The sequence below is a fragment of the Streptomyces sp. RPA4-2 genome, from assembly GCF_012273515.2.
GTDB lineage: Bacteria > Actinomycetota > Actinomycetes > Streptomycetales > Streptomycetaceae > Streptomyces > Streptomyces kaempferi.
On the sequence record NZ_CP050975.2, the window covers coordinates 2,816,488 to 2,841,397 of the forward strand.

The following is a 24,910-nucleotide window of genomic DNA, read 5'->3' on the forward strand; positions in this document are numbered from 1 at the left end:
ATCAACTTCCCGAAAATCGTGCGCTTCTGAGCCCATTGTGCCGGAAATGGCCTCACGAACTTCTAAGATTTTCCGAGGTTTCTGAACGCCTCACACGTCACCTGCGTATGGATGGGAGCCGCTTCACTCCTGTCGGGCGCCCTCGATGCCCCGCAAGGAAGTCAGAGGAGTTCCATGGGACGCAACATACGAAAACGCCGTTCGCCGCTGGCCGTTCGGGCCATCGCCGCGTCGGCAGCACTCGCGATCGGCGGGGGTGGACTGGTCTGGGCGAACTTCTACGCCTCGGCGCACGAGGAGAACTCGTCTCCCAACACCACGAAGGCCGCCACCGCTCAGGTGGCCACCATCAGTTGTCCGGACGTCGGTCAGAAGCTGACCAATGTGCCGAACAAGGCCCGCGGTGAGGTCGACGGCGAACTCGCCACGCTGGACCAACAGATCACCGCCGCCTACCAGCGGCTCGCCACGACCCGTGACGCGCAGACGAGGGACGCGAGCTTCGTCCAGAACTCCATCCTCGGACCGCTGAAGAACAACCGGTCGGTGATCATCGACCGGATCAAGCTGGAGATCAGCCGGGTCGGCGGTTCGACACCGTCCTCGCTCGACGGCCTGTCCTCCTGCACGGGGACGCCCGCCAACCAGACCAACGCCGGCTGGGGCAACAACGGCCAGAACAACGGCGGTCAGAACAACGGTGGCCAGAACAACGGCGGGACGGCCAGTCCGGCGCCCTCCCCCTCGGCCAGCGCGAGCGCCGGCGGCCAGCAGGGCGGCGGCCAGCAGACGGGCAACGGCGGTCAGGCCGGCAACGGGCCGCTCGCCTCGGACTTCGTCGACATCACGAAGGTCCAGGCGAACGTACCCCGCAAGGCAGGGACCCGGGCCGGCGGTTCGACGGGCACGTTCACCACGTCCTGCGGCGTGAACGCGAACAAGAAGTTCAACACCGACAACGTCATCGTGGCACCCGGTGTCACCAACGGCGCGCACCACCTGCACGACTACGTCGGCAACCAGTCGAACGACGCGTTCGCCAACAACGACACGTTCGCCGCGGCCAAGACCACCTGCGCCAACCAGGGCGACAAGTCGACGTACTACTGGCCGGTCGTGCGTATCCAGAACGGTACGCAGGACTTCGACCAGAACAACGACGGCGGTGGCAAGGAAGGAAACGTCGGCCAGATCCAGCAGGTCAAGCAGGCGCAGATCAAGTTCGTCGGCAGCGCGAAGAGCCAGGTCGTCGCGATGCCGAAGTTCCTGCGCATCATCACGGGTGACGCGAAGACCACGACCAACGGTCTCGCGAACGCCAACGCCCACTGGTCCTGCACCGGCTTCGAGAACAAGGTGCAGCTCACGCAGCAGTACCCGATCTGCCCGCGCGGCAGCACCGTGGTACGCACCTTCGCCTTCCAGAGCTGCTGGGACGGAGTGAACATCGACAGCGCGAACCACCGCACGCACGTGGCCTTCGCGGACGCCCAGGGCAGCTGTGCCAATGGCTTCAAGGCCATTCCGCAGCTGACGATGCGCCTCGTCTACGGCTTCCGGGCACCGACCCTGCAGAACGGGCAGATCAAGAATGCCTACGCGGTGGACGGATTCCCCGAGCAGCTGCACAAGGCGGCCACCGACCACGACGACTTCATCAACGTCTTCGACGAGAACCTGATGAACAAGATGGTCAACTGCATCAACAAGGGCCAGCGTTGTAAGTGACCCCCATGAGGAAGCCGGTGGCGGGATTCTCCCGCCACCGGCTTTCTTGTGTCCTCATGTCCCCGGCCCGTCGGGCCGGGGAGGCTTCGTGCGGTCAGCCGCTGTGCTCGTGACCGGCGTGCGCACCGTGCGAGGTCCCCTCCTCCAGGGTCCCGCCGAGACGGCCGCGCAGGGACGTGACCATCTTCTGGTCGCCGACGGCCACCCACTTGGCGCCCACGAGGTACGAACCGCCGTAGTCCTTCGCACCGTTGAGCCACTCGCGCTGACCGCGGTCGGTGGCGAAGGTCGCCAGGATGAACTTGCCGGCGTCGACCTTGCAGACCCCCTGGCGGATCTCGTCCGCGTCGGTCTGGATGTCCGGACGGCACTTCACCTCGGCCGCCAGATCCTCCAGGCTGCCGGTCGCCGTGGCCGGCACCCTGTCCGCCGTGCCGGCCTTGGTCCCGCCGTCGTCCGACCCGCCGCAGCCGGTCAGCGCCAGCAGCGCCACGGCGGCTCCCGCGACGAGCTTTTCGCGTGTCAACCTCATACGTTCCTCCGGTACCGTCGGCGCCCGCGCCATGGAGAGCCCCGGCGAGGGCCCTGGTCTTCGATACGGCTCCGAGGCGCTCAGCACTCAATCGGCCACCGCGGGGTGCGGGAAAGCCGATGCCGCCGCCAGCACACCTATGCGAAAGTGTGCCGCGTGAACGAAGACTGGGAAGAGCGTACGGCGGCGGCCTGGGCCACCTTCGACGACTACGAGGAAGCGGACGCGGCGGACTTCCGGGCGGTGATCGACGCACTGGTCGCCGAGCTGCCGGCGGACAGTCCGCTCGGCCCGTTCGAGCGGGCCTGCGCCTGGGACTCCACGGGCCATTCCGACCAGGCCGTGCCGCTGTACCGGGAGGCGCTGTCCCGCGGACTCGACGGCTACCGAGGGCGCCGCACCAGGATCCAGCTCGCGAGCTCGCTGCGGAACATCGGGCAGGCCGAGGAGGGCGTCAAGCTCCTCACCCCCGAACTCGTCGCCCCGTCTGACGAGTTGGACGACGCAGTACGCGCCTGCCTCGCGCTGTGCCTGGCCGACCTGGGCCGCGAACGCGAGGGCCTGGCGCTGGTGATCGGCGCCCTGGCGCCCCATCTGCCGCGCTACCAGCGGTCCATGGCCAACTACGCGCGGCTGCTCGTCGAGCCCGAGGGCTGAGTCCGCCGGACCGAGGTGACCATCCACCGATTCGCTCGTTCTGCTGAACGTGCAGTCACAGGATGTAGCCCCGCGCCCCACAGCCTCCTCCGGACAGGTCGTCGATGTCGCCCAGGCCGAGGCCGCGCTCGTCGAGCACTACCCGCGGCTCGTCCGGCTCGCCTATCTGGTGCTGCCGCCGAGCCTCGGCCGCAACCGACGGGTGCTGACGGCGCACGCCCTCACCCAGCGCGCGCTGCCCCGGCGCCGCACGCCCTCGTCCGTGATCCCGGCCCAGGCCACCGGCCGCGACGGCGACCCGGGCTACGCCTTCGTACGCCTCACGGTCGTGCGTACGGCACTGGAGGCCGGCCTGCCGCTGCGGCGCACCGCGTGGCCGAAGCGGTCCCAGCTGCCGCCACTGCTGCCCCACGTGTGGGGCCTGCGGCTGTTCCCGCGCTCGGGCGGCGCCGCCGAACTCGCCCTGGACCAGCGGCTGTCCGCGCTGTCCGGGGCGGCCCGCGCCGCGTATGTGCTGCGCGGGCTGGAGAAGCTGGCCGACGCCGACGTGCGCAGGGTGCTCGCGGCGGCGGGAGTCGGCGATCCCCGAGCGGCACTCGCTCAGGCCGATCGGGTCGAGGCCCGGGACCCGCTGCTCCACTCCCCCGAGTTCGACCCCTGCGCGCTGCACGCCCGGCCCACCGACCTGATGCGGCGCAGACAGCACATGAAGGCCGCGCTCGCCGCCGGTGCGGCGGTCGCCGTCTGCGGCGCGCTGCTCGCCCTGCCCGGCGACGGCTGGGGTCCCGAGGGCCCCGCTGCCCCCTCGTACGCGCAGAACCCGGCCGCCGTGGCCGCGCTCGACCCCGGGAAGGTGACCCGGGTCTCCCCGGCGGCCTGGCGGACGTCCGCGCGCACGGACCTCTCCGTGTGGCCCGCGCGCGGAAACCTCGCCGGGGACAGCGCGCTGCTGCGCCGCGCCCTCGCCGTCTGGGCCCGCCCTGGCGGGTCCGTACAGGTCTCGGCGACCCCGGGCACCCCCGCGGGCGCCCCGCCGGGACCGCCCCAGCTGCTGTACGCCGGTGACGTGGACCAGGCCCGTGTGGTGCTGTTCCACGACGGGCTGCGCATCGCCCGGTACGCCGAGCCGCGCGACGGCACCGGCGGGGCGGCCCTCGACTTCGCGCGGGCCGACGGCGCGCTGGGGGCCGAGGCGAGCGCGGTCGTCCTGGACCGTGCCGACGGCAACGTCCGCTATCTGACGGCCCCCTGGGTGACCGGGGCCGCCGAGCGCGACCTGATGAAGCCGACCGCGGGCCCGACCGCCCTCACCCTGTCGGCCGACGGCGCCACCTCCCCGGTGGCGGGTCCCGCCCGGACGGGCGCGTGCACGTCGTGGAACGCGCTGCAGCTGACCGACGCCACCGGCACCCGGCTGATGACCGACCTCGGCGAACTGATCCCGGCCCATCTGACGTCCGGAGCGCCCTCGTCGCCCCACGAGGCCACCGGTGCGGCGGCGCTGGCGAACTGGGCGCCGTTCGCCTGCTCGCTGACCGCCATGCGCTCCGAGGGCGTGCGGTCGGTGAACGCGTGGCAGTACGCGCGCCAGCCGCTGCCGGACGCCGGCGGGGAAGCGGCGTGGGTGTGCACGCGGGCCGACACCTGGCGGGGCGACGGCACCCGTGTCCTGGCCCAGTTCCATACCCCGGGCGGTACGTACGGGGCAGTCGCGGCGAAGGCCGAGAACTCGCCCGCGTGCGGCGCGCGCGACCCCCATGTGCTGGCGGGCGTGCTGTGGAAGTCGGGGACGGGTGCCTGGTATCTGCTCGCGGCCGGCAGCAAGGGCACCGCGTCGGTCACCGCGACCGGCGGGGTGACCGGATCCGCCCAGGGTCCCCTGCTCGCCGTACGGACCAGGCAGGGGGCCCAGGCCGGACTGCGGGGCAACCTGACGGACGGCAGGTCGGTCACCGGGCTGCGCTAGGGCATGTTGCGCAAGTCCCGCCTGCCTCGCGACGCCTGGCACGCCCTCCGGGCGGACGACGGGACGTGCGCGACACGCCCTGGGCGTCCGCCCGCTCGTGCCGGATCGGTGGGCCGCCCGGCGGGAAGGGGCCTGCGCTCTAATTGACGTTCATGTCAACAAGTGGGTGCCGAGGGGTTCACCCCCGCGCTACTCGTCAGTACATTGACGCCATGTCTCACACGCACGCCCGACCGCCCCTGCCGGTCGCATCGGAGCGGACCCCGCTCAAGGCGCGGAAGGTGTCGTTCTCCTGGGAGGACACACCCCTGCACTGGGTCCCGGGAGACCCGTTCGCCGGCCACACGATCAACGTGCTGCACCTGCTGCTGCCCGCCGGTGAACGCTGGTTCGTCCACGTCTACCGGCAGGTGCTGCCCCACATCACGGACGAGCGGCTGCGCGAGGACGTGATCGGGTTCATCGGGCAGGAGGCGATGCACTCGCAGGCCCACGACGAGGTCCTCCCCCACCTCAGGGAACTCGGGCTCGACCCCACGCCCTACACCGCGCAGGTCGACTGGCTCTTCGAGAAGCTGCTCGGCGACCGCACCCTTCCCCCGGGCCGCGCCCGCAGATGGTGGCTGATGGAGCGGGTCGCGATCATCGCCGCGATCGAGCACTACACCGCCTTCCTCGGCGACTGGGTGCTGAACGCCGAGGAGCTGGACCGGCGCGGCGCCGATCCGACCATGCTGGACCTGCTGCGCTGGCACGGCGCGGAGGAGGTCGAGCACCGCTCGGTCGCCTTCGAGCTGTTCCTGCACGTCGACGGGGGCTACCGGCGGCGCGCGCGGACCTGGGCCACCGCCTTCACCGCACTCGTCTTCCTGTGGCAGCGCGGGGCGCGCTTCTTCATGGAGAACGACCCGACCCTGCCGGCGGGCCGCGCGAGCTTCAAGGACTTCTACCTGAGCGGACAGCAGGGCGTGCTGCCGGCGACCGGGGACATGCTCAAGTCCATCCCCCGCTACCTCAGCCGCTCCTACCACCCCTCCCAGGAAGGGTCCACCGCGCAGGCCGTCGCCTACCTGGCCGGCTCCCCCGCCGCGAGAGCCGCGGCCACGGCCGAGGAGGGCGTGTGACGCCCCGGCTGCGGACCGTCGCGGCCGTCGCGGGTACGGCCCTGCTCGTCCGGCGCGCGCTGCGCCGCCGGATCGGGGCCTCACCGCTGTGGCCGCTGCCCGCCCTGGAGGAGCCGGTCTCCGGCCGCCCGCGCTCCCGGGCCCTGCGGCTGACGGTCACCGGACGCGAGCGGATCGCCGACGGTGTCGTACGACTGCGCCTGGAGGGGCACGGTCTGCCGCGCTGGGAACCCGGCGCCCACCTCGAACTGGTGCTGCCGTCCGGGCTCGTCCGGCAGTACTCGCTGTGCGGCGATCCCGCGGACACCTCGTCGTACACCGTCGCGGCACGGCTGGCCGAGGACGGGCGGGGCGGCTCGCGCGAGATCCACGAACGGCTGCGGGAGGGCATGACGGTCGAGGCGCGCGGACCGCGCAACCGGTTCCCGCTCGCCCAGGCGCCCGGGTACGTCTTCGTCGCGGGCGGCATCGGGATCACGCCCCTCCTGCCGATGCTGCGCGCGGTCCAGGGCCGGGCGGACTGGCGGCTGTTGTACGGCGGGCGCACCCGGGCGTCGATGCCTTTCCTGGAGGAGATCGAGCAGTTGGACCCGGCGCGGGTCACCGTCGTGGCCGAGGACGTGGACGGGCGGCCTGACCTCGGCACACTGTTCGCCGGCCTGCCCGAGGGAACGGCGGTCCACTGCTGCGGGCCGGAGGGGCTGATGGCGGCGGTCGAGGAGCGGCTGCCGGAGGGGGCCGCACTGCACCTGGAGCGCTTCACTCCACGCACCCCGGCCGCGGGTGACGGCGACAGCGCCTTCGAGGTCGAACTGCGCCGCAGCGCACGGACCGTGACCGTGCCGGCCGGCTCCACGCTGCTCGCCGCCGTACGGGCCGAACTGCCCGACACCCTCTACTCCTGTGAGCAGGGATTCTGCGGAACCTGCCAACAACGCGTCCTGGAGGGCGAGATCGACCACCGGGACGAACTGCTCGCGGACACGGAGCGTGGCGAGTCGATGCTGATCTGTGTGTCACGGGCGCGCGGCGACCGCCTCGTCCTCGACATGTGAACGACCATGGTCGCTCCGGTCCGTTCCCGGCCGGATCCGATCGGTAAGGTGTTCGCATGACAACCGGGGTACGCCGCAGGATGGGTGTCGAGGAGCGGCGGCAGCAGCTGATCGGCGTCGCCCTCGAGCTGTTCAGCCGACGCTCGCCCGACGAGGTCTCCATCGACGAGATAGCCTCCGCGGCGGGCATCTCACGACCGTTGGTCTACCACTACTTCCCCGGCAAACTCAGCCTGTACGAAGCCGCGTTGCAGCGCGCCGCGGACGATCTCGCGAGTCGGTTCGTGGAGCCGCCCCAGGGGCCCCTGGGCGCGCGGCTGCTGCGGGTCATGCGCCGGTTCTTCGACTTCGTGGACGATCACGGGCCCGGTTTCTCGGCGTTGATGCGCGGCGGCCCCGCGGTCGGCTCCTCGAAGACGAACGCGCTCGTCGACGCGGTGCGGCAGGCCGCGTATGTCCAGATCCTGTCGCATCTGAAGGTCGAGAACCCGCCCGTCCGGCTGGAGCTGGTGATCCGCTCGTGGATCTCGCTGGTGGAGTCGACGGCGCTGATCTGGCTGGACGGCCGGCGGATTCCGCGCGGCGAGCTGGAGGTGCAGCTCGTGCACGACTTCGCGGCGCTGGCCGCGGTGAGCGCCGCCCGGGACGAGGAACTGGGCACGCTGCTGCGCGGTGCGCTCCAGGGCGAGCCGGGCGACGGGCCGTTCACCGACCTCGCCGTCCGGCTCATCGCGCTGGCCACGCCCCCGAAGGCGTAGGCGCCCCTTCCCGCGCTGTCCTACTCCTCGAACTTGCGGTACGACGGGTCGAGATCCCGGACCTCGGCGGAGACGTGCAGGGCGAGACCGGCGACGGGCTCGACGTACTTGCACAGCAACTCCAGTACCGACTCGGTGAGCCGGACCTTGGTCTCCTCGCTGCGGCCCGCCAGCAGGGCGAGCGTGACGTGCACGACGGCGTGTCCGTCCGCCTCCGCTCCCACCACGTTGTCCCCGGTCGGCCGGAACCGCGTCTTGCACGCCTCGATCCGTGCGGCCGCCGTCTCGACCACCACCGGGTGCAGCGCGAGCGCGAATCCGCGCCGGTCGAAGGATTCGTCGAGGGCGGCGGAGTAGTCGACGGTGATCTGCGGCATGAGCACTCCTGTTCTAGGTCAACGAACTCACCTTAGGGCCTGGCCTGCCCCGGCCTGAGCTGGAGCGCGAGCATCGCGACGTCGTCCTCCCGGTCCTGCCCGAAGCGGTCCAGGAGCATGTCGCACAGCGGGCGGACCCCGGGCGGGGCGTCGGCCACGGCCGCGCGCAGGCGTTCCATGGAGATCGCGAGGTCCGTGCCGCGGGTCTCGATCAGGCCGTCGGTGACCACGAGGAGCCGGTCCGAGGGCTCCAGGAACAGTTCGGTGGGCGTCGGCCGGTTCACCGCGAGACCGAGGCCGAGCAGCGGCCCGTGGACCTTGGCGTATTCGGCGCCGCCCGCACCGCGCACGATCAGCGGCGGGATGTGGCCCGCGTTGGCGATGCGTACCCGCCCGGTCTCCGGCTCGACCAGGATCAGGCAGACGGTCGCGGTGACCTCGGGGTGGTAGCGCTGGAGCATCCGGTCGAGGCGCTCGGCGAGGACGGCCGGGTCGCTGTCCTCGACGCAGTAGGCGCGCAGCGCGTGCCGGATCTCGACCATCACGGTGGCCGCCTCCAGCGAATGACCGACGACGTCGCCGACCGCGGCGAGGACACCGTCGCCGGTGCGCAGCGCCGCGTAGAAGTCGCCGCCGATCTCGGCCTGTTGGGACGCGGGTTCGTAGCGCACCGCGATGTCGACACCGGGCAGGTCGGGCAGCTTGTCCGGCTCGGGCAGGAAGCTGCGCTGGAGGGTGAGGGCGACATGGCGCTCGACCTGGTACATCAGCAGCGGCTCGGCGACGAGCGCGGTGGCCTGGGCGAGCCGTGCCACCCCGGCCTCGTCGGCGGGGCTCTGGGGGCGTGAGTCGCGGACCGGCGTCGCCAGGCACACCGGCGCCTTGCCGCCCTGGGCCAGCACCAGCCGGGCGTCGTCCTGGACGCCGGGCCGGAAGAACCCGGCGGGCCACAGCGGCGAGTGGACGACGGTGCGGTGGACGACGGCCCGGTCCGCCGCGAGTCTGCCGATCAGCCGGGCCACGGCCTCGTGCGCGCCGCGGTCGGGCAGCGCGAGGGCTATCCGCTTCGGGGACATGCCCCGGTACAGCTCGCCCTCCGGGCCGAGGACGAACACGACGGCCGGCAGACCGGTGAGCCGGGCGGTGCCCTCGGCGGCCGCGTCGACGAGTTCGTCGAGGCTGCGCGCGGCCTGGACGGTGACGATCGTCTCGGACAGCAGCGTCAGCCGACGTATCAGCGCCTGGTCGTCCGTCCGCAGCCGGGCCGCGCGCACCACGGCCCCTACGACCGTCTGGATCTCCTCCGGCTCGGCCGGCAGCGTGAGACAGGCCTCGGCGCCGGAGTCCAGGCTGCGGCGGCGGTCGCCCGGGTCCGTACCGGCGTCCGAGAGGTGCACCACGGGCAGCGCGCCCAGGACCTGATGCGTCTTGAGCCGGCGGCAGAGTTCGAAGCCGGTCATGTCCGGCAGATCCACCTGGACGAGAAGCACGTCCGGCAGGGTGCCCTCGCGCAGCCGGGTGCCGAGTGCGCGCAGCGCGTCCGCGGCGGTGGCGACGGGAACGACCTCGTGACCGGCGCGGCGCAGCAGCGCGCTCATGGCGAGCCGGTCGTCCGCCACGTCGTCGACGACCAGCACGGTGGTCGACCCGTTCCTTCTGCTGTTGCCGTCCAACTGAAAGCCTCGGGCCTGCCGGTGGGGCGGACCGGGTGCCCGGTCCGCCCCACCAAGGTAATGCCCTTCTCAGGAGGTCAGGGAGAAGACGGCCACAGTCCGTGCCGGAACGGTGAAGGTTCCCGTCCCCTTCGTGTACGCGGCGGACTTGACGACGGGGTCGGCGCCCGCCCGTTGCACCGGGTGCAGCGCGTAGGGCGTCCCGGACAGCGAGCCGATCCGCTGTTCCTGACGCTGGGGTGTCGCGTTGAGGACGACGACGAGGTCGCCGAGCTTCATGGTGATCACCCCGGGTGTCTCGTCCTTCCCGGACAGCGGGAAGGAGAGCTTCGACTGCACCTGGCCGGCCGTGGCGAGCGAGAAGACGCTCTCGGTGGTACGGATTCGCAGCAGGTCCTGGTACGCGGCCGAGCTGCCCTCGATCTGTCCGCACCCGACCTTGACGGTGCTCAACAGGGGTTTGGCGTAGGGCCACTTGGACTGGTTGTCGGCGGCCATGGGCAGCCCGCGCCCGAATCCGTTGCCGTCCCGGCAGTCCCAGTGGACGGCGTTGAACCAGTCACCGCTGTCGAACGAGTTGCGGTCGAGGGACTTGGAGCGCAGCAGGTCGGAGCCTGCCTGGGAGAGGGACGGGCCCTGCGAGAGGGTGGCCGTCGCCATGGCGAGCACCTGCATGCGCGCCCGGTCGTCCGCACTCGTGGTGGCCGGCAGCTTGTAGGTGAGGGCGTCGTACAGGGACTCGTTGTCGTGCGCGTCGGCGTAGGCCAGCGCGTCGCCCGGCGCCTCGGCGTACCCGGCCGGCTGGCCGTTGTAGTCGACGCCGGAGCCCGTGACCTCCTTGCCCGCGGAGTCGGTGAAGCGGTACGCGGCCAGGTTGCCGGTCAGGCCGACCTCGATGAGGTCCTGGTAGTGCAGCAGGCGGGCCTTCTGCTCGGCCGGGGTGCCGTTGGCGGACGAGGAGTTGGGGTCGGTGAACAGACCCGACGCGAAGCCCTGGACGCCGGGGTCCTCGTCGAAGGGGCTTCCGCCGCGCACCGCGTCGCGGGCCCGGTCGGAGAAGGTCGCGATGCCGGTCCCGGCCATGTTCTTCTGGGTGGCCTGCACGAAGCGGGCGTCGTCGGCCACCTCACCGAAGTTCCAGCCCTCCCCGTACAGGATGATCTTCTTGCCGTCGACGCCGTCCTTCGCGACCGTGAGCGCGTCGAGGGCCTTCCTGACCGCCAGGATGTTGGCCTTGGGGTGGTGTCCCATGAGGTCGAAGCGGAAGCCGTCGACCTTGTACTCCTTGGCCCAGGTGACGATCGAGTCCACCACCAGTTTGCCCATCATGGCGTTCTCGGTCGCCGTGTTCGCGCAGCAGGTGGAGGTGGCCACGCTGCCGTCGGCCATGAGCCGTTGGTAGTAGCCGGGGACGATCCGGTCGAGGACGCTGGTGTCGGCCTGGCCGCTCGCGGCGGTGTGGTTGTAGACGACGTCCATGACGACCCTGAGGCCGTCCTCGTTCAGCGACTTGACCATCTTCCGGAACTCGACCGTGCGTCCCGTGCCGTCGGGGTCGGTGGCGTACGAGCCCTCCGGCACCGTGTAGTGGTACGGGTCGTAGCCCCAGTTGTACGCGTCCTTCGCGGCGGTCTGCGCGACGCACTCCTGTTGCTTCTCGGAGTCGGCCGGGTAGGAGGCCAGATCACAGTCGGTGCTCGCCCGGTCCGCCTTCCTCTCGGGAACGGTCGCGAGGTCGAAGGCGGGCAGCAGGTGCACGTACGAGGTGCCGGACGCGGCCAGCTTCCTCAGGTGCTTCGAGCCGTCGCTGTTCTTGTCGGTGAAGGCGAGGTAGGTGCCCTTGTCCTTCGCGGGGACGGTCTTGTCCTCCACCGAGAAGTCGCGGATGTGCAGTTCCTGGATCTGCGCGTCCCGCAGCGGCACGGCCTTCGGCTTCTTCAGCGAGGACCAGCCGGACGGGGCGAGGGACCTGGCGTCCAGGTCGACGACCAGGCTGCGCTCGGAGTCGGTGGTCAGGGCGACCGAGTACGGGTCGGTGACCTTGTTGGTGACGACCTTGCCGACGGTCGGCGCCCACACCTTCACGACGTAGCGGTAGGGCTTGCCCGTCCAGGACCGCTTGCCCGTGACGGACCAGACGCCGGTGGTGTCGTTCCGTCGCATCGCGACGGTGGTGCCGTCGAGGTCGAGGCTCACCGACTGGGCGGTCGGGGCCCATACGGACAGGGTGGGGACTCCGTCGTGGAAGACCGGTCCGAGCCGCGCCTTCCTCGCGTCGTACAGGTCGTCCAGGACGCCGGCGGTCTGCACACCGGTCGCCGCCAGCACGGCGCCGTTCGCCGCGCGTTGCGAGGCGACGAGCTGGCCGCCGAGCGACGCGCGGACCCGGTCGCGGTCGCGCGGGTCGACCGACCAGGCGGTGTACGTCTTCAGGTGCGGGAACGCGGCCTTCTGGGCGTCGGTCAGGGTGGTCTTCTCCAGCCGCAGCCAGCGCTCGTCGTCGCTGGTCAGCGTCCCGTCCTTGACGGCGATCGAGCCGTCGCGGGAGGACAGGAGCTGGGTGGACACGGCGGCGTCGGAACCGTTCCAGGCGACGGTGTCCCGGTCGATCCAGACCGCCTTGGAGGTGGTCAGGTCGAGTGCGGCCGCGCTGCCCGCGGGCTGCGGGAGCAGGTACTTCTCCTGGCCGTTCAGCAGCCACACCTCGTGGCCGTTCGCGGTCAGGTCGAGGGACTGGTCGGTGGGCAGGTCCTTCTCGTCGCCCTTGTGGAGGATGTAGCTGAGGCTGGTCGCGCCCTCGGCGAGCGGCACCTCGTAGACGGCTCCGTAGGCGTCGGTGCGTACCGGCTCCAGGGGCTTCGTCCAGTCCGTGGGCGTCGCGGCCCCGGTCCAGGTGTGCAGGCCCCAGCCGGCGTAGTCGCCGTCGGCGCGGTGGTAGTGGAGCACGGCCTTGGTCTTGTCCTGGGCCGGGTGGTCGGGCCGCTCGGTGAGGACCGGCTCCTTGCCCTGTTCGAGCCAGACCTCGCCGGTCTTGGTGACGTCGATCGTGCGGTCGGTGGCGACGTCCTTGTTGCCGTCCTTGTCGATGACGAGGAAGCCGACGCTGGAGGCGCCCGGCTTCAGCTTGACGTAGGCGAAGGCCCCATAGGCGTCCCGGCCGATGAAGTCGTGGCCGGCGGGCCAGGTCGTCGCCTCGCCGTCGGCGAGGTCGCCCCAGGCGTACAGCCGCCAGTCGGTGTAGTCGCCGTCGGTGCGCTTGTAGTGGACGACCGCGTAGTCGCGCGAGGAGGCGGTGGGGACTTCCGGGGCGGGCGGGGTCCCGGTGGTGGTCGTCGCGGTCGCACTGGCGGTCCGCCCGGCCGAGTCGACGACCACCGCCTTGTAGCGCAGGGCCGTTCCGGCCGGTACGTTCGCGCCGATGACCTGGGTGACCTTGTACGGGGCGTGGTCGGCGGAGCCGAGGGTCCGCCACTTTCCGTCTCCGACCTGGGCGGCGAAGACGACCCGGTCGAGCTGACCGCCGGTGACGTCGGCGCCGAGGTCGACGGTGCCGGTCGCACCCGCGTCCGGCGCCTTCAGGGTGAGCGAGGGCTTCGCGGCGGGGGCGCCGAGCGGACGGCCCGCCCTGAGGACGACGGCGGAACCGGCCGGGACGGTGACGGTGACGTTCCTGTCGGCGTCGCTGGTCGGACGGGAGGAGGTTCCGTAGATCCCCTGGAAGGTGGTGCCGGCGGAGCCGGTCGCGAAGGTCGCCGTCTTCGCCTCGCCCGCGTTGTTGAGGGCGACGAGGTACTCGGTCCTGTCGCCGCCGGTACGGGAGAAGGCGTAGATGCCCGCCCCGTCGGCCGCGTACCGCTCGGTCTGCACCCCGTCCGCGAGGGCAGGGTTGTCCTTGCGGAGCTTCGAGAGAGCGGCGATCTCCTTGTAGAGCGGTGCGCTCGTGTCGTAGGCGTCGCTCGCGTGCGTGCGATCGGTGCCGAGCTCGTCGTCGTCGAGGTAGTCGGCGACCTTGGAGGCGAACATCGTCTGACGGGCGTCCTTGTCGCCGCCGGCGCCGGTGAAGCCCTGCTCGTCGCCGTAGTAGACGACGGGGTTGCCGCGGCTGAGGAACATCAGCTCGTTGGCGAGCCGGTCCTTCTTCACCAGCTCCGCGTCCGTGCCCTTCGGGTCGTCCTGCCTCAGGAAGGATCCGATGCGGCCCATGTCGTGGTTGCCGAGGAAGGTGACCTGCTCGTACGCGTTGGCCTTGTCGGTCGTGTACTTGTAGTCGTCCCCGAACACGGACGCCAGCTTCTTCGCGCTGCCGCCCTGGGAGGCGTAGGAGCGCGCCGCGTCCTGGAAGGGGAAGTCGAGGGTGGCGTCGAGCCGGCCCTGGGTGACGTACGGCGAGGTGACCGAGGTGTCGGCGGAGTAGACCTCGCCGAACATGAAGAAGTTCTTCCGGCCGCGCTCGGCCGCGTAGCGGTCCAGGGCGGTGGCCCACTGCGTCCAGAACGGCATGTCCACGTGCTTCACGGTGTCGATCCGGAAGCCGTCGACGCCGAAGTCCCGCACCCACCGCTCGTAGATCTTCTCCATGCCGCCGACCACCTCGGGACGCTCGGTCCACAGGTCGTCGAGACCGGAGAAGTCGCCGTACGTGGTGGACTCGCCCGCGTAGGTGGAGTCGCCCCGGTTGCTGTACATGGCCGGGTCGTTGAGCCAGGACGGGACCTTGGCGTCCTTCTTCGCGGCGGGCACGGTGGGCGTGCGCGGGAAGGAGTCGGTGTCCACGGACGGGAAGCCGTGGGCGCCGTCCGCGTAGTCCGCGTCGTCGAAGGGCCGGCCGTCCTCGGTCAGATAGGGGAAGGCGCCCTTGGAGAGGTAGTCGTAGGACTTCTCCTGGTAGTCCACGACGTCGGCCGTGTGGTTGGTGATGACGTCGAAGAAGACCTTCATGCCCTTGGCGTGGGCCTTGGAGATGAGGGTCTCCAGGTCCTTGTTGGTGCCGAAGTGCGGGTCGACGCGGGTGAAGTCGGTGATCCAGTAACCGTGGTAGCCCGCCGAGGCGTCCTTGCCGGTGCCCTGCACGGGCTGGTTCTTGAAGATCGGCGCCATCCAGATGGCGGTGGTGCCCAGGCCCTTGATGTAGTCGAGCCGCTTCGTCAGGCCCTTGAGGTCGCCGCCCTGGTAGAAGCCCTTGTCGGTCGGGTCGTATCCGGTCGACAGCCGTGAGCCGGTCAGCCCGCCCTCGTCGTTGGAGGTGTCGCCGTTGGCGAAGCGGTCCGGCATCACGAAGTAGAACTGGTCGCGGGTGGCGTCGTGCCGCGCGGGCTCGGCCGCGAGCTTCGCGTCGGACGGGGGTGCGGGCGGGGTCTCGGCCCGCGCCGCGAGGGGTTGCGCGAGCGATACGGCGAGCGCGGCGGCGAGGACCGCCGCGCGCAGCCTGGAACGGCCGGGGCGACGCGCCGGCCCTCTCGGTATCAGGTCCACCGGTGTGAACTCCTAGCGATTACGGCGCATATGGGTCCGACCCCGCGCTGCGTTCCGGCTCCGGTGCCGAACGCCCGCGTGACCGTATCGCTCACGCAAGGTTTACAGCAAGAGTCTTGCAACATGCGGAAAGTCTTTTCAGCAGTTGGACTTGCCCGCATAGAGGGCGAGTGCCGTGTTGGCGCCCAGCGTTGCCGTGAACTGCCCCGAACCGTTCACCGTGACCTGCGTGTTGTTCTGCACGTTGCAGTAGGTGCCGGCCGCGAGGGACGTCGTGTACGTCCGACTCAGCGCGGAGGTCTCGTGGTTGATGGCGACGAAGCCCTTGCTGCCGCGCCCGAAGGCGATGGCGTCGTTGCCGTCGTCCCACCAGTTGCTCAGCGCCTGCCCGCGGGTGGCGTTGCGGAAGGCGACCATCGACTTGATCTCGGGCCAGGCGTGCTGGCACTTCCAGCCGTCCTGCCAGCAGGCGTTGACGGTACCGCCGTTGGGCGGTCCCGCGTCCGCGTCGGACCACTCGTAGCCGGAGTTGATGTCCGGGGCGCCGTACGGGTAGGCCAGCATGAAGACGTTGGCGAGCGTGTAGTTCGCCCCGTCCTTGTAGTTCAGGGTCGAGCCGTTGCGCTCGGTGTCGTGGTTGTCGACGAAGACGGCCGCGACGGAGCTGCTCATATAGCCCCAGCCCTCGCCGTAGTTCTTCAGATAGGCGAGGTTCTCGTTGTTGAAGACCCGCTTGAGGTCGTACGCGTACCGGAACTCCTGGACGTCCCCGTTGCCCGTGTACTCGGTGGGCTGGACCGCCTCGCCGGAGCCGTAGATGACCTCCTGCTTCCAGTACACGGACGGATTGCTGAGCCGGGACTTGATGTTGGCGAGGTCGGCCGCCGGTATGTGCTTGGCCGCGTCGATGCGGAAGCCGTCGACGCCGTAGCCGAGCAGGGTGTTCAGGTACCCGGCGATGGTGGACCGGACGTACTCCTCACCGGTGTCCAGGTCGGCGAGGCCGACGAGCTCGCAGTTCTGGACGTTGGCGCGGTTGGTGTAGTCGCTGATGCTGGCGGTGCAGTCGTCCATGTCGTACGAGGAGTACAGGCCCGGGTAGTTGTACTTCGTGTACGAGGACCCGCCGGTTCCGGTGCCGGAACCGGCGGACATGTGGTTGATCACCGTGTCCGTGACGACCTTCACACCGGCCGCGTGGCAGGTGCTGACCATGTTCCTGAAGGCGGTGGCGTCACCGAGCCGCCCGGCGATCTTGTAGCTCACGGGCTGGTAGGAGGTCCACCACTGCGAGCCCTGTATGTGCTCGGCGGGCGGGGACACCTGGACGTAGCCGTATCCGGCGGGGCCGAGGGTGGTGGTGCACTCCTTGGCGACGGAGTCGAACTTCCACTCGAACAGGACGGCGGTGACGTCCTTGGTGCCGGGCGGGGAGGCCTGGGCGGTGCCGGTGGGCAGGACCACCGAGGCCGCCATGCCCGCGGCGAGCGCGAGCGCGGTGGCAAGAGTTCTCTTCGCCATGTCATCTCCTGCACGTCGTTGTGCGGTGGGGGTGTACGGGTGCGGGTGACCGGGGCTCCGGGGTACAAGTGGGGGGCCCTGGAAGGAAGTTGCCCAGTGAATCAGTCGGGCGTGTGCCGGAACGTATCTCTTGCCGCCAAGTTTCAGCAAGATGTCGTAAGAGATTTCAACGCGTAAAAAAGTGGTGCCCCGGTCCAGAAGGACCGGGGCACCACTCAGCCGTCGTGGCGGGAGGGTCAGGCTGCCCACCACACGGTCGTGTCGGCCGGCAGCTTCGCCTCGCCGTCCCGGGACAGGGTCACCTCGCCGCTCGCGACGAGCACCCTGCCGTACGCCGGGACGGTCACGGACTCGCTCCCGGTGTTCGCGGTGCAGACGAACGCGCCCCGGCGGAAGGCGAGCACACCGTCCGGCGCGTCCAGCCAGTCGACGGTGTCGCCCGCCCCGAGGTCGGACCGCTCGCGCCGCACGGCGAGCGCGTCGCGGTACAGCTCCAGCGTGGAGCCGGCCACGCCGGTCTGCGCCTCGATGCTCAGCTCCGCCCACTCGGCGGGCTGCGGCAGCCAGCTGCCGCCGCTGCCGAAGCCGTACGAGGAACCCGTCCGGGTCCACGGGATCGGCACCCGGCAGCCGTCGCGGAACCCGTCCTGGCCGGCGCCCCGGAAGTAGGCGGGGTCCTGGCGCACCTCGTCGGGCAGGTCGACGACGTCGGGCAGGCCGAGCTCCTCGCCCTGGTAGAGGTAGGCGGAGCCGGGCAGCGCCAGCATCAGCAGGGTCGCCGCGCGGGCCCGGCGCAGCCCGAGCTCCCGGTCGCCCGCGGTGCGGATCTGGGTGCCGAGGCCGGCCTCGTTGGCGAACCGGGTGGCGTGCCGGGTCACGTCGTGGTTGGACAGCACCCAGGTGGAGGGGGCGCCGACCGGGCGCATCGCGTCGAGGGTGCGGTCGATCACCGAGCGCAGCTCGGCCGCGTCCCAGTGGGTGCCCAGGTACTGGAAGTTGAAGGCCTGGTGCAGCTCGTCGGGGCGGACGTAGTTCGCGGTGCGCTCGATCGTCGGGGTCCACGCCTCCGCGACGAAGATGCGCTCGCCCGAGTACTCGTCGAGGATCGTGCGCCACTGCCGGTACACGTCGTGCACGCCGTCCTGGTCGAAGAACGGCATGACATCGTTGCCCAGCAGCTTCAGCTGGTCGTGGTCGCCGAGGTCCGGCAGGCCCTCCGCCTTCACCAGTCCGTGCGCGACGTCGATACGGAAGCCGTCGACGCCCATGTCGAGCCAGAACCGCAGGATCGAGCGGAACTCGTCGCCCACGGCCGGGTGTTCCCAGTTGAAGTCCGGCTGCTCGGGCGCGAAGAGGTGCAGGTACCACTCGCCGGGGGTGCCGTCCGGCTCGGTGACCCGGGTCCAGGCGGGCCCGCCGAAGATGGACTCCCAGTCGTTGGGCGGCAGTTCGCCGTCCGCGCCCTTGCCGGGACGGAAGTGGTAGCGGTCGCGCAGATCGGAGCCGGGGCCCTCCCGCAGGGCGCGCTTGAACCACTCGTGCTGGTCGGAGGAGTGGTTGGGAACGAGGTCGACGATGATCCGCAGGCCGAGGTCGTGGGCGTCACGGATGAGGGCGTCGGCGTCCAGGAGACTGCCGAACATGGGGTCGACGGCCCGGTAGTCCGCCACGTCGTATCCGGCGTCGGCCTGCGGCGAGGCGTAGAAGGGGCTGAGCCACACGGCGTCCACACCGAGGTCGCGCAGGTAGGGCAGTCGGGAACGTACGCCCTCCAGGTCGCCCATGCCGTCGCCGTTGCTGTCGGCGAAGCTGCGCGGATAGACCTGGTAGATCACCGCGTCGCGCCACCAGTCGCGACGGGTGGCGACGGTGGCGAGGGCGGAGTTCGGGGCCTGGTCGGCGGAGTGCTGGCTCATGGCGTCCTTGATGCGGTGGGGGTCCCCCCGCTCGGTCGAGGCCGAGCGTGGGAGAGAGTTCGAGGTGGGATCTCCCCTCCGTCCGGGCGGGGCCCGGGGCTCGGGGAGGGAGGTGCGTCGTCGGGGTGGCGGAACGAGGCGGCCGCGGTGCCGGCGGGGTCGGATGGGCACCGCGGCCGCCACCCGCGCGCGACGAGCGCGCGGGAGCCTGGGGGCTGTCCGGGCGGGTCAGCCCTTCGTTCCGCCGGCGGTGAGTCCGGTCACCAGGTTCTTCTGCACCAGGTAGAAGAAGAGGGAGACGGGTATCGCGACCAGGACGGCCGTCGCGGCCGCCAGGTTGCGCTGGGCATCGTGCTCGCTGACGAAGGTCTGGAGTCCGACGGCGAAGGTGTACTTCGAGTCGTCCAGCATGAACGTCGAGGCGAACGCGACCTCACCGAACGCGGTGATGAAGTTGTAGAAGGCGGCGACCGCCAGGCCCGGCTTGGCGAGCGGCAGGATCAGCCGGAAGAAGGTGCCGAAGGGGCTCAGTCCGTCGACGCGTCCGGCCTCGTCGATCTCGAACGGGATGGTGTCGAAGTAGCCCTTGAGCAGCCAGGCGCTGTAGGGCACCGCCGTCGAGCAGTAGACGATGATCAGGCCGAGGTAGGAGTCGATGAGCTGCAGGTCCGAGAGGATCTGGTACATCGGCACGATCAGTACGGCGATCGGGAACATCTGGGTGACCAGCAGGACCCACATGAACTTCTTGTACCCGGGGAAGCGCATGCGCGAGACCGCGTAGCCGGTGGTGGCCGCGATCATCACGCCGATGACCGTGGTGCCGAGCGACACGATGAGCGAGCTCTTCATCCACTCGAAGAAGTTCGTGTGCTGGAGCACGAAGGAGTAGTTGCTGAACGTCATCGTGTGCCAGATGCGTCCGGGGTGCAGATAGTCGTCCTTGTCCGGGCCGAGGGACAGGAAGACGAGCCAGGCGATCGGGAACAGCGCGGCCAGGCTCGCGACGATCAGGATGCCGTGGGAGACGAGCTTGCCGGCGAAGCCACGCTCACCGCGCCCCCGCGCCGGACGGCGGGGAGACTCGTCGTACCCAGTGGCCTGCTCGGCCGCAGACGTCCGAAGGGTGGTGGTACTCATGGAGACTCCCGCCTCAGATCGCGAGCTGCTGGTCATTGCGGTTCAGCCAGCGGCGGTAGAAGGAGGTGAAGACGACGAGGATGGCCAGCAGCAGCATGCCGTAGGCGGCCGACTGCGCGAAGTCACGTGGCTGCTGTCCGAAGCCGAGGTAGTAGGCCCAGGTGACGAGGATCTGAGCGTCCGGCGCGGTGTTGCCGAACAGGATGAAGATCACGGCGAACTGGTTGAAGGTCCAGATGATGCCGAGGAGCACGACGGTGGAACTGACCGACCGCAGCCCCGGCAGGGTCACGAAGCGGAACTGCTGCCAGGCGTTCGCGCCGTCCATCTCGGCGGCCTCGTACAGCGTGCCGTCGATGGACTGCAGGCCGCCGAGCAGCGAGACCATCATGAACGGCACACCGCACCAGGTGTTGACCATGATCGCGGAGAAGCGCTGCCAGAAGGTGTCCTCCAGCCACGCCGGCGACGGCAGGTGCACCGCGTGGAGCATGGAGTTGATGATGCCGCCGTCGGCGAGCATGAAGCGCCAGCCGAAGACGGTGACGAAGGTCGGCACGGCCCACGGCAGCACCAGGATCAACCGGTAGACCGTACGGCCGCGCAGCTTCTGGTTGAGCAGCAGGGCGAGGCCGAGCCCGACGCAGTAGTGGAGGGCGACACAGAGCGCCGTCCACACGATGGTCCAGATGAAGTGCGACCAGAAGCGGTCGTACGACGTCGGGCCCCACAGGATGTCCTTGTAGTTGTCGAGGCCGATGAACTTGTAGGTGGCGTCGATGTGGTTGACGCCGATCGTGCGGGCGGAGTTGAGGCTGTTGGCGTCCGTGAGCGTCAGATAGAGGCCCCGCACCAGCGGATACAGCACCAGTCCGCCGAGCACGACGACCACCGGGGCGATCATCGCGTACGCGTACCAGTACTTCTGGTACGCGCGCTTGAGACGCTGGAGCGGACCGGGGCGTGACCCGCGGTCACCGACACGCTTTCCGGTCGCTCGGTCGATGGCGACTGTCATGGTTCGACACCTTCTGGAAGATCAGGGTTGGGGCCGTGCGCATGCCGGTGGCCGTCGGCTCCCCTCCCGTCCCCCGGGGTCCGGGAGGGGAGCCGACGGCCACACGGACTCACTTGCTGAAGTCCGGGACCAGCTTGGCGATCGCCAGTTCGGCGTTGCTCAGGCCCTTGTCCAGGGACTCCTTGCCACCCGCGATCTTCGGCAGCTCGGTGTCGAGCGGGCCCCACAGCGAGCTGTACTCGGGCAGCGCCGGCCGCGGCTGGGCGGCGGCGAGCACCGTCTGGTAGCCGGCGATGCCCGGGTCGGCCTTGACGGCGCTGGTGTAGGCGTCGTCACGGGTGGGCAGCGTGGAGTTCTTGAGCGCGATCGTGGCCTGCGAGGCGGCCGAGGTCATGAACTTCACGAACTTCAGCGACGCCGTCTGGTGGGCCTTGTCGGACCCGGCGTAGACCGAGAGGTTGTGGCCGCCGGTCGGGGCGCCCGCCTTGCCGGTGGAGCCGGCCGGGACGGTGGCGATACCGAGGTTGGTCTTGTCCGTGAAGGCCGAGCCCTTGTAGAAGTTGGTGATCTCCCAGGGGCCCTGGACGATCGAGGCGACCTTGCCGTTGACGAACGCGTCCTGGATGTGGGCGTAGGCGTCGGCGGTGGTGTCGGCCTTGTGCAGTCCCTTGCCGGAGAACAGGCCCTGCCAGGTCCCGTACGCCTTCTGCGCGGCGGCCGAGTTCACGGTGATCTTCTTGGCGGAGGCGTCGACGGTGTCGGTGCCCTCGCCGTAGAGGAACGACTGCGCGTAGTACGCCTGCGTCGAGCCCCAGTAGCCGTCGACGCCCGTCTTCTGCTTGATCGTGGCGGCGGCCTTCTTCAGGTCGTCCCAGGTCTTGGGGGCCTCGGTGATGCCGGCCTTCTTGTACAGCGCCTTGTTGTAGACGAGCGCGAGGGTGTCGGTCACCAGCGGGACACCGTACGTCTTGCCGTCGAACTTGGCCTGCTCGATCAGGCTGGGCTGGAACTTGGCCTGGTCCGCGAGGGCCTCGGTGCCGTCCAGCGGCAGGAAGAAGCCCTTCTTCGCGAACGCCGGGGTCCAGCCCACCTCCGAGCGCAGGATGTCCGGGGCGCCCTTGGAGCCGGCGGCCGTGTCGAACTTGTTCTGCGCCTGGTCGAAGGGGACGTTGACGTACTTGACCTTGATGTCCGGGTTGGCCTTCTCGAACTGCTGGGCCAGTGCCTTGTACGTCGGCGCCTCATTGGTGGCGTTGGAGGTGTCCCACCAGGTGATGGTGGTGGGGCCGTCCGACTTGTCGCTGCCGCTGTCACTGCCGCCGCAGGCCGTCGCCGCGAGGGCGAGGGACGCCACCAGCGCAGTGGCCGCTATGCCACGCCGCATGAGATCTCCTTGAGGGTGAAAGCCCGAGTGGGTGGGGAAGCGGTCCCGCCCGCTCCCCTTGCCGACTTGCCGACTGCGCCGTTGCGTCCGCCGGGCGACGTGAACGTAACAGCGTTGAAAGCGGCGCGAAAGACCTTGCAGCAAAAAAGTGCAAGAGCTGCCGAGAGTTATCCGCCCGTGACCCGGCGGCGACGGTACGGAAACCCTTGTCCGAGGCCCCTCAGCAGGGAACCGGGCCACTGTGCAAGACTCTGCAAGCTCTTGCCATACCCGCCCGGTACGGGGATAGTCGGCCCGTCAGCGCCTTGCAGGAGCCACCCCTTCCCGCGGCGCACGCACGGGACGCCGAGCCGACCAGAACACGAGGGAGCGCGATGACGCAGCAGCCCGGAGCGGGCCGATCAACCGCCCGCACACGGCGTCTGGTTGGTGGGCAGGGCGAGAACCGGCAGGTACAGTCCCATCCCGTGACCACACGGCTTGCCGACATCGCAGCCCAGGCGGGGGTCAGTGAGGCGACTGTCAGCCGCGTCCTGAACGGGAAGCCCGGTGTCGCCGCGACCACCCGCCAGTGCGTCCTGGCCGCGCTCGACGTGCTGGGCTACGAGCGCCCTGTCCGGCTGCGGCAGCGCAGCGAGGGCCTGGTGGGCCTGATCACCCCCGAGCTGGAGAACCCGATATTCCCCGCGCTGGCGCAGGTCATCGGGCAGGCGCTGACCCGCCAGGGGTACACCCCGGTCCTCGCGACCCAGACGCCGGGCGGCTCGACCGAGGACGAGCTGACGGAGATGCTGGTGGACCGGGGAGTCGCCGGCATCATCTTCGTCTCCGGGCTGCACGCGGACACCTCGGCGGACATGCAGCGCTACGAGCAGCTGCGTGCCCAGGGGGTCCCCTTCGTCCTGGTCGACGGGTTCTCGTCGAAGGTGCAGGCGCCGTTCATCTCGCCCGACGACCGCGCGGCGATGGATCTGGCGGTCACGCACCTCGTCTCACTGGGGCACACCAACATCGGGCTCGCCCTGGGTCCGAAGCGGTTCGTGCCCGTGCAGCGCAAGATCGAGGGCTTCGTGCGCACGATGCAGGAGCAGCTGGGGCTCGCCCCCGCCGACGTCGAGGAGCGACTGGTCCAGCACTCGCTGTACACCCTGGAGGGCGGGCAGGCCGCGGCCGCCGCGCTCATCGACCGGGACTGTACGGCGGTCGTCTGCGCCAGCGACATGATGGCCCTCGGGGCGATACGGGCGGCACGCGGACGCGGTCTGGACGTACCGAAGGACATATCCGTCGTGGGCTTCGACGACTCACCGCTGATCGCCTTCACCGACCCGCCCCTGACGACGATCCGCAAGCCGGTGCCGGCCATGGGGCAGGCGGCGGTGCGGACGCTGCTGGAGGAGATCGGGGGGACTCCCGCACCGCACAGCGAGTTCGTGTTCATGCCGGAACTGGTGGTGCGCGGTTCGACCGCTTCGGCCCCTGGGGACCGGAATCGTCCCTAGGGAGGATCCCCCGCGCCACTCGTAGCGGTCCGTTCGGTGTAGAACGTGCGGCCAGGACCCGACCAAGGGATGATCGGTCGCGGAACGCTTTTCTGGCAGACTTTGCGCCTATGGGTGAGACGACCGTGACGACACTGGAAGGCCAGGACCGGGCCGCTCCACGCCCCGTCGCGGAGGACCGTGCGGGTAAGGGCTTCCTGCGCCGTCTGCGGACTCCGCGCCGCCCCCGCTTCTGGTTCGAGATCCTGCTCATCGCGGCGAGTTACTGGACGTACTCGCTGATCCGCAACGCCGTGCCGGAACAGCGGGGCAAGGCGCTGCAAAACGCGGACTGGATCTGGCGCATGGAGCACCACCTCGGGATCGCGGTCGAGCAGTCGGTCAACCATGCCGTCAACTCGGCGACATGGCTGATCATCGGGATGAACTACTACTACGCGACGCTGCACTTCGTGGTGACGCTGGCCGTCCTGGTCTGGCTCTACCACAGCCATCCAGGCCGCTACGCCGCGGCGCGACTGGCCCTGTTCGCCACGACGGCGGTGGCCCTGGTCGGCTATTACTTCTTCCCGCTCGCCCCGCCCCGCCTGATGAACGGCGGCCATTTCGTGGACACGGTCGTCGTCCACCACACCTGGGGCTCGATGGCCTCCGGCGACCTCAAGCACATGTCGAACCAGTACGCCGCGATGCCGTCGATGCACATCGGCTGGTCGCTCTGGTGCGGCCTGACGATCTTCGCCCTGGCCTCGGCACCGTGGGCCCGCATCCTGGGCCTCCTCTACCCGGCGGCCACCCTGCTGGTCATCGTCTCCACCGCCAACCACTTCTGGCTCGACGCGGTGGGCGGCCTGCTCTGCCTGGCCTTCGGCTTCACGATGACGCGCCTCTGGTACGGCGCCCTGCCGTACGAGCTGCCCCGCTGGGTCCCCGGGACGCGCGGCGCCCCGATGCTCCCCCTGAAGGCCTGACAACACCGACCGTGACCGCCACTCACGCCCGAAACGAGCCGACCGGGCCCTGAACCCCCGCGGCCCCGCACCCGACGACGCACGCGAGGGGCCGTGCCGGTACGCCGCAGCCCGCC

General features: G+C 70.1%; 17 protein-coding genes. 8 read left to right on the top strand and 9 right to left on the bottom strand.

Annotation, left to right across the window (positions count from 1 at the left end; all coding sequences use genetic code 11):
• Window positions 1-174: 174 nt before the first annotated feature.
• Complete coding sequence (locus tag HEP85_RS12095; protein ID WP_168527795.1) at window positions 175-1,728, top strand: DUF1996 domain-containing protein; 1,554 nt, start codon at window positions 175-177, stop codon at window positions 1,726-1,728.
• A 94-nt stretch (window positions 1,729-1,822) separates the two neighbouring features.
• Here HEP85_RS12095 and HEP85_RS12100 read toward each other — a convergent pair whose 3' ends face one another.
• Window positions 1,823-2,260, bottom strand: a complete 438-nt coding sequence (locus tag HEP85_RS12100; protein WP_168527796.1) for a hypothetical protein — start codon at window positions 2,258-2,260, stop codon at window positions 1,823-1,825.
• A gap of 156 nt (window positions 2,261-2,416) precedes the next feature.
• On the opposite strand from HEP85_RS12100, the gene HEP85_RS12105 reads away from it, so the two are divergent.
• From HEP85_RS12105 to HEP85_RS12125, 5 genes are all read left to right on the top strand, one after another.
• Window positions 2,417-2,917 carry a tetratricopeptide repeat protein gene (locus HEP85_RS12105; protein ID WP_168527797.1) on the top strand — a complete coding sequence of 167 codons (501 nt, stop codon included), beginning with the start codon at window positions 2,417-2,419 and terminating at the stop codon, window positions 2,915-2,917.
• A gap of 49 nt (window positions 2,918-2,966) precedes the next feature.
• Window positions 2,967-4,883 (top strand): hypothetical protein, encoded by a 1,917-nt coding sequence (locus tag HEP85_RS12110; protein ID WP_369657693.1) that lies wholly within the window; start codon window positions 2,967-2,969, stop codon window positions 4,881-4,883.
• Window positions 4,884-5,095: 212 nt separating this feature from the next.
• The gene (locus HEP85_RS12115) at window positions 5,096-6,007 is read left to right on the top strand and encodes a metal-dependent hydrolase (protein ID WP_168527799.1); all 912 of its coding nucleotides are present in this window, start codon (window positions 5,096-5,098) and stop codon (window positions 6,005-6,007) included.
• A complete protein-coding gene (locus tag HEP85_RS12120; protein WP_168527800.1) occupies window positions 6,004-7,062 on the top strand; it encodes a PDR/VanB family oxidoreductase in 1,059 nt (352 codons plus the stop codon). The genes HEP85_RS12115 and HEP85_RS12120 overlap by 4 nt, the downstream gene beginning before the upstream one ends.
• Before the next feature lie 56 nt (window positions 7,063-7,118).
• The gene (locus HEP85_RS12125) at window positions 7,119-7,820 is read left to right on the top strand and encodes a TetR/AcrR family transcriptional regulator (protein WP_168527801.1); all 702 of its coding nucleotides are present in this window, start codon (window positions 7,119-7,121) and stop codon (window positions 7,818-7,820) included.
• A 20-nt stretch (window positions 7,821-7,840) separates the two neighbouring features.
• Here the strand turns inward: HEP85_RS12125 and HEP85_RS12130 are convergent, their stop codons facing one another.
• From HEP85_RS12130 to HEP85_RS12165, 8 genes are all read right to left on the bottom strand, one after another.
• Entirely contained in the window at window positions 7,841-8,197 is a 357-nt protein-coding gene (locus HEP85_RS12130; protein ID WP_168527802.1) for a 5-carboxymethyl-2-hydroxymuconate Delta-isomerase, read from the bottom strand.
• 32 nt (window positions 8,198-8,229) lie between these two features.
• Entirely contained in the window at window positions 8,230-9,834 is a 1,605-nt protein-coding gene (locus HEP85_RS12135; protein ID WP_282189843.1) for a fused response regulator/phosphatase, read from the bottom strand.
• A 105-nt stretch (window positions 9,835-9,939) separates the two neighbouring features.
• A complete protein-coding gene (gene pulA / locus HEP85_RS12140) occupies window positions 9,940-15,342 on the bottom strand; it encodes a pullulanase-type alpha-1,6-glucosidase (RefSeq protein ID WP_369657694.1) in 5,403 nt (1,800 codons plus the stop codon).
• A 138-nt stretch (window positions 15,343-15,480) separates the two neighbouring features.
• Window positions 15,481-16,863 carry an alpha-amylase family protein gene (locus HEP85_RS12145; RefSeq protein ID WP_168527805.1) on the bottom strand — a complete coding sequence of 461 codons (1,383 nt, stop codon included), beginning with the start codon at window positions 16,861-16,863 and terminating at the stop codon, window positions 15,481-15,483.
• A gap of 236 nt (window positions 16,864-17,099) precedes the next feature.
• Window positions 17,100-18,779, bottom strand: a complete 1,680-nt coding sequence (locus HEP85_RS12150; RefSeq protein WP_168527806.1) for a glycoside hydrolase family 13 protein — start codon at window positions 18,777-18,779, stop codon at window positions 17,100-17,102.
• Window positions 18,780-19,007: 228 nt separating this feature from the next.
• Window positions 19,008-19,919 carry a sugar ABC transporter permease gene (locus HEP85_RS12155; protein ID WP_168527807.1) on the bottom strand — a complete coding sequence of 304 codons (912 nt, stop codon included), beginning with the start codon at window positions 19,917-19,919 and terminating at the stop codon, window positions 19,008-19,010.
• 13 nt (window positions 19,920-19,932) lie between these two features.
• Window positions 19,933-20,937, bottom strand: a complete 1,005-nt coding sequence (locus HEP85_RS12160; protein ID WP_168527808.1) for a carbohydrate ABC transporter permease — start codon at window positions 20,935-20,937, stop codon at window positions 19,933-19,935.
• Between the two features lie 109 nt (window positions 20,938-21,046).
• Window positions 21,047-22,321: an extracellular solute-binding protein gene (locus HEP85_RS12165; RefSeq protein WP_168527809.1), complete on the bottom strand. Its 1,275-nt coding sequence runs from the start codon at window positions 22,319-22,321 to the stop codon at window positions 21,047-21,049.
• Window positions 22,322-22,788: 467 nt separating this feature from the next.
• Between HEP85_RS12165 and HEP85_RS12170 the strand changes: the two genes are divergently transcribed.
• Both HEP85_RS12170 and HEP85_RS12175 read left to right on the top strand, forming a co-directional pair.
• The gene (locus HEP85_RS12170) at window positions 22,789-23,823 is read left to right on the top strand and encodes a LacI family DNA-binding transcriptional regulator (RefSeq protein ID WP_168527810.1); all 1,035 of its coding nucleotides are present in this window, start codon (window positions 22,789-22,791) and stop codon (window positions 23,821-23,823) included.
• Between the two features lie 110 nt (window positions 23,824-23,933).
• The gene (locus HEP85_RS12175; RefSeq protein WP_168527811.1) at window positions 23,934-24,794 is read left to right on the top strand and encodes a phosphatase PAP2 family protein; all 861 of its coding nucleotides are present in this window, start codon (window positions 23,934-23,936) and stop codon (window positions 24,792-24,794) included.
• Window positions 24,795-24,910 lie beyond the last annotated feature (116 nt).

Coding starts and splice junctions, on each gene's coding strand:
- HEP85_RS12095 (WP_168527795.1), top strand. CDS start 175: ATGGGACGCAACATACGAAAACGCCGTTCGCCGCTGGCCGTTCGGGCC.
- HEP85_RS12100 (WP_168527796.1), bottom strand. CDS start 2,260: ATGAGGTTGACACGCGAAAAGCTCGTCGCGGGAGCCGCCGTGGCGCTG.
- HEP85_RS12115 (WP_168527799.1), top strand. CDS start 5,096: ATGTCTCACACGCACGCCCGACCGCCCCTGCCGGTCGCATCGGAGCGG.
- HEP85_RS12125 (WP_168527801.1), top strand. CDS start 7,119: ATGACAACCGGGGTACGCCGCAGGATGGGTGTCGAGGAGCGGCGGCAG.
- HEP85_RS12130 (WP_168527802.1), bottom strand. CDS start 8,197: ATGCCGCAGATCACCGTCGACTACTCCGCCGCCCTCGACGAATCCTTC.
- HEP85_RS12145 (WP_168527805.1), bottom strand. CDS start 16,863: ATGGCGAAGAGAACTCTTGCCACCGCGCTCGCGCTCGCCGCGGGCATG.
- HEP85_RS12150 (WP_168527806.1), bottom strand. CDS start 18,779: ATGAGCCAGCACTCCGCCGACCAGGCCCCGAACTCCGCCCTCGCCACC.
- HEP85_RS12155 (WP_168527807.1), bottom strand. CDS start 19,919: ATGAGTACCACCACCCTTCGGACGTCTGCGGCCGAGCAGGCCACTGGG.
- HEP85_RS12160 (WP_168527808.1), bottom strand. CDS start 20,937: ATGACAGTCGCCATCGACCGAGCGACCGGAAAGCGTGTCGGTGACCGC.
- HEP85_RS12165 (WP_168527809.1), bottom strand. CDS start 22,321: ATGCGGCGTGGCATAGCGGCCACTGCGCTGGTGGCGTCCCTCGCCCTC.
- HEP85_RS12175 (WP_168527811.1), top strand. CDS start 23,934: ATGGGTGAGACGACCGTGACGACACTGGAAGGCCAGGACCGGGCCGCT.